This is a genomic window from Glutamicibacter sp. AGC84 (genome assembly GCF_053543575.1).
In genome coordinates this window covers 1-5,163 of sequence record NZ_JBLVOC010000027.1, presented here as the reverse complement: position 1 = coordinate 5,163, position 5,163 = coordinate 1, and the positions used below count along the sequence as shown (strand labels likewise).

3 protein-coding genes and 1 rRNA gene are annotated in these 5,163 nt (G+C 63.9%); all 4 read left to right on the top strand.

Features of this window, described 5'->3' with window-relative positions:
* Window positions 1–331 (top strand): adenine phosphoribosyltransferase (locus tag ACNPN0_RS16450; RefSeq protein WP_448938954.1); only part of this gene is annotated, 331 nt, incomplete at its 5' end.
* Between the two features lie 248 nt (window positions 332–579).
* A complete protein-coding gene (locus ACNPN0_RS16445) occupies window positions 580–2,862 on the top strand; it encodes a HelD family protein (protein WP_332489329.1) in 2,283 nt (760 codons plus the stop codon).
* 190 nt (window positions 2,863–3,052) lie between these two features.
* Complete coding sequence (gene tyrS, locus ACNPN0_RS16440; RefSeq protein WP_448938336.1) at window positions 3,053–4,372, top strand: tyrosine--tRNA ligase; 1,320 nt, start codon at window positions 3,053–3,055, stop codon at window positions 4,370–4,372.
* 522 nt (window positions 4,373–4,894) lie between these two features.
* Window positions 4,895–5,163: ribosomal RNA gene (locus tag ACNPN0_RS16435) — 16S ribosomal RNA — on the top strand; the annotation flags it as partial.

Sequence of the window (5,163 nt, the reverse complement as noted above, 5' to 3'; positions counted from 1 at the left end):
GGCGGCCGCCGCCTACGCCTCGGGGAAGGGCATGCTGACCATCCGCAAGGCCGGCAAGCTGCCGCGCGAGGTCTACCGCGACGAGTACACCTTGGAATACGGCACCAGCTGCCTGGAGGTGCACAAGGACGAGATCGCCCCGGGCACCCGCGTGCTGATTCTCGACGACGTGCTGGCCACCGGCGGCACCGTGGGTTCAGCGGTCCGCCTGCTGGAGCAGACCGGTGCCAGGATCGCCGGCGTCGGCGTCGTGCTGGAACTCGATGGCCTCGAAGGACGGGCCAAGCTGCCGGGGCACAAGGTGCTCTCCTTGCAGGTCGTCCACTCCTGAGCCGGGCAGCGCGGTGCCGAAGCGGCAGCCGGGAAGCGGCGCGCAGGTAACAAACCGCCACGCTTCCACGCCGCTGGCGAACAGCCCGGCAGCGGGCCCGGCCAGCGCTTGGCACCGGTGCGCGCGATTACCTGCGCCGGGCCAAAGGCGCGTATCATTATCTGTCCTGTGTTTTTACGTGGGAACCGTTTTACGTAGGGCCCTGTGCTTTGCGCAGGGGCACATTTTGAGCGCGAGGGGAAACTGGGTTGACCGATACGATCGAGGCCGATCTGTTAGCTGAATCCGACTATGTGGGCCGCCTGTACGCGCGGCTGGACGAGTTGCGCGCCGAAAAGGTGGAGCAGCTTGAGCGCACCCGGGCCCAGGGGGCGGTGGGCACCTTCCAGAACATGTCCGAACGCGACTCTTTCGCCACCCTCTACGAGGACCGGATTGCCCAGCTCGACGCCGTCGAGGACCGCCTGGTCTTCGGCCGCCTGGATATGGCAGCCAACGGCCAGGGGCAGGAAGCCGGCAACGGCTCATCCTCCGGCACTCCCCGCTACATCGGCCGCATCGGCCTGTCCGACGAGGACCTGAACCGGCTGATGATCGACTGGCGCGCCAGCGAAGCGGCCCCCTTCTACCAGGCGACCGCGCTGAATCCGCGCGGGGTGCGCCGCCGCCGCCACCTGATGCTCAAGGGCCGGACCGTGGCCGGCATCGAGGACGACGTGCTCGACGAGACCTGGCTGGATGAGGGGCACACCCACCACGGCGAGGGCGCGCTGATGGCCGCTTTGCGCGAGAAGCGCACCGGCCGCATGGGCGATATCGTCGGCACCATCCAGGCCGAGCAGGATGCGATCATCCGCGCGCAGCTGCCCGGCGCCGTCGTGGTCCAGGGCGGTCCGGGCACCGGCAAGACCGCCGTCGCCCTGCACCGCGCGGCGTTCCTGCTCTACGAGTACCGCGAACGGCTGAAGAACGCCGGGGTGCTGATCGTCGGCCCGTCCACTTCCTTCATGCGCTACATCGAGCGCGTACTGCCCTCGCTGGGCGAGACCGGCGTGGTCATGTCCTCGGTGGGCGAGCTCTACCACGGCATCCACGCCGTGCCGGAAACCAGCCGCACCGTCGCCCGGCTCAAGGGCCAGCTGTCCATGGCCAGGGTGATCGCCACTGCGGTGCGCAACCGCCAGCGGCTGATTCCGGAAACCCGCACCCTGGTGGTGGAGGGAACCCGCCTGACCCTGACCCCGAAGATGGTCAAGAACGCGCGCGAACGAGCCCGCCACACCCACAAGCCCTACAACGAGGCCCGCGAAACCTTCGTCAAGGTGCTGGTGGGGGACCTGGCCGAGCAGTTGCGCCGCAAGCTGGAGGAATCGGCCGGGCAATCCTCGACCACCGACCGTTCCTACCTGCCCCAGGAAGTGCGCGAATCGCACGATGTGCGCGTGGCGCTGAACCTGTGCTGGATGCCGATGACCCCGCAGCAGCTGGTGGCCGAGTTGTTCGCCACCCCGCACCTTTTGGCCGCCGCGGCCCCGCACCTGAAGGAAACGGACCGCGACGCCCTGTACCGCCGGGCCGGCTCGCCGTTCACCGAGGCCGATGTGCCGCTGCTCGATGAGGCATCCGGGCTGCTCGGCGAGTTCGCCGACCCGCTGGCCGGCACGCACACCGCCCAGTACGAGGCCGACGTGGAAAATGCCAAGGCCGCGCTGCGCAATATGCACACCATGCTGGAAAACGCCGGCATCGACGGAGTGGTCACCGCTGAGCAGGTGGCCGGAGTGAACCAGGAAACTGCGGCCCGGCTCACGGCCGCTGAACGCGCCGTCGCCGATCGCACCTGGGCCTACGGGCACATCGTGGTCGACGAGGCGCAGGAGCTTTCGCCGATGCAGTGGCGCCTGCTGGTTCGCCGCTGCCCGATGAAGTCCTTCACCATCGTGGGCGACATCGCCCAGACCTCGGCCGCCTCGGGCGCCAGCAGCTGGTCCCAGGCCCTGGAGCCGTTCTTCGGTGAGCGCTTCGAGCTCGAAGAGCTGACCGTCAACTACCGCACCCCGGCGCAGATCGCCGACGCGGCGGTGCGCGTGGCCCAGGCCGCCGGCCTGCGGATCACCACCCCGCAGGCGGTCCGCGAAGGCGACTGGCCACCGGTGCTGACCAAAACCACCGAGGCCGAAGTCCAGGATGCGGTCCTGGCCGCGCTGGGCGAGGAGCTGGAGTACTCGGCCGGGGGACTGCAGGCGATCATCGTGCCTCAGCAGGATCTGGCCCGCATCCGCGCGGCGGTCCAGGACGTGCATGGCGACCGCGTTGGCGCCGGTTCGGGCGGATTGAGCCAGGACATCGTGGTGATCACCGCGCGCGAGTCCAAGGGCCTGGAATTCGACGGCGTGCTGATCCTGGAACCGGCCGAGCTGGTCGACGAGGTGGACGGCGGCGTGGGCGATTTGTATGTGGCGATGACCCGTACCACCCAGCGCCTGCGCGTGGTCCACACCCGCGAACTGCCTGAAGGCCTGGAAAGCTAGCAGCGCACCGCGGGGTCGGCTATGTGACCAAGGGGCGGGCCGGGGAAGTGGCACGAGCCTGCCACCAAGCGATAACCTTAAACCCATGCGCCGGGAAGGCAACCCCAACTCCCGGTGCGATCACAGGTGCACGCAAGCAGCAACGCGGGCACTCGGGGCAGAACGAAGACAGAAAATGGTCACAGTGAGCATGTCTGATACGAAGCAGAATCCCGTGATTGCGGGACAGAGCAACGACGCATCTTTCGAGAACGTCTGGCAGGAACTCAAGTGGCGCGGCCTGGTGCACGTGTCCACCGACGAAACCGAGCTGGAACGAGCCCTGTCCGAAGAGTCTGTGACCTACTATTGCGGGTTCGATCCGACTGCGCCCTCCCTGCATCTGGGCAACCTGGTGCAGTTGCTGAATATGCGCCGCCTGCAGCTGGCCGGCCACAAGCCGCTGGCCCTGGTTGGCGGTTCCACCGGCCTGATCGGCGACCCGCGCCAAACTGCGGAGCGCACCTTGAACACCAGGGAGACGGTGACCGAGTGGGTCGCCAAGCTCCAGGCGCAGGTTTCCCGCTTCCTCTCCGATGAGGGCGAGAACGCGGTGCAGCTGGTCAACAACCTGGACTGGACGCAGCAGCTGTCGGCCTTGGACTTCTTGCGCGATGTGGGCAAGTACTTCCGTGTGGGCACGATGATCAAGAAGGAGATCGTCGCCGCGCGACTGAACTCCGACGAGGGCATCAGCTACACCGAGTTCTCCTACCAGGTGCTGCAGGGCTACGACTTCCTGGAGCTGAACCGCCAGTACGGCTGCACCCTGCAGACCGGCGGCTCGGACCAGTGGGGCAACCTGACCAGCGGCACCGACCTGATCCGCAAGGTCCAGGGCAACTCGGTGCACGCCTACGGCACCCCGCTGATCACCAACTCCGACGGCACCAAGTTCGGCAAGTCCGAGGGCAACGCCATCTGGCTGGATGCCGAAATGTGCAGCCCGTACACCTTCTACCAGTTCTGGCTGAACACCTCCGACGCGGATGTGATCGACCGCTTGAAGGTATTCACCTTCCTGACCCGCGAGCAGATCGCGGAACTGGCAACCGAAGTTGCAGAGCGCCCGTTCAAGCGCGTCGCCCAGCGCACCTTGGCCTGGGAAGTCACTTCCCTGGTTCACGGTGTGCAGGCTACCGAGCAGGTGATCGCCGCTTCGGCTGCGGTCTTCGGCAATGGCGATCTGGGCACAATTGATCTTCCTACCCTGGAATCGGTTATCGCGGAGCTGCCTTCGGCGAAGGTTGCTGCGGACGATCTGGGCATTTTGAATGTCCTGGTTGCCTCGGGCCTGAGCAAGTCATTGTCCGAAGCACGCCGTACGGTCACTGAAGGTGGCGCCTACGTCAATAACGGCAAGGTTGGCGGCATCGAAACTGAACTGGCCGAGGCGGACTTCCTGCATGGCCGCTACGCGATCGTGCGCCGCGGCAAGAAGAACATGGCAGTGGCTGAACTGGCCAAGTAGGGCCCAGTAACTACCGCACTACACGAAACCGCCGGAAAAGCTTGTGAACCAAGACACTTTTCCGGCGGTTTTGTTGTACCTAATTATGATAATCCCTAGTCAAGGTCGGATTAGTGGCTAAAATTCGACCCGTAGGCCGATTTTGCGTCGTGACTGAACCCGTGTAGAGTTTTATCTCGCGCCGCTGATCCGGACAGCCTGAAAGCGCGAAACGGAAGCGGCGGGGTGAATAAGACTGAAACGTCGAGTTGACAACGGTCAACTTGGTGGTAGGCTTGTAAAGTTGCTCCGGAGCGAAGCAGTCATCGAAGGTTTGATGGTTGTGGTGTCGAGAGTGTTTGTTGTTTGAGAACTCAATAGTGTGCCAAGTTTGTTGATACCGAATATTTTTATTTGGTGAATACATAACATTTGCTTGAGGCATTGCACCCCCGTGCAGTGTTCTTGAGTGTTTTATTATTCGCCAGGACTTCATTGGCTTCGCCCTTATTTTCCAAGGGGTTGCCGGTGGCTTTTTATTTTTTTATGGAGAGTTTGATCCTGGCTCAGGATGAACGCTGGCGGCGTGCTTAACACATGCAAGTCGAACGATGAAGCCCAGCTTGCTGGGTGGATTAGTGGCGAACGGGTGAGTAACACGTGAGTAACCTGCCCCCGACTCTGGGATAAGCCCGGGAAACTGGGTCTAATACCGGATATTACCTTTGACCGCATGGTTGTTGGTGGAAAGATTTATCGGTGGGGGATGGACTCGCGGCCTATCAGCTTGTTGGTGAGGTAATGGCTCACCA

Bases quoted from the DNA above. Each gene is read 5' to 3' on its own strand.
- tyrS (WP_448938336.1), top strand. From the start codon at position 3,053: ATGTCTGATACGAAGCAGAATCCCGTGATTGCGGGACAGAGCAACGAC.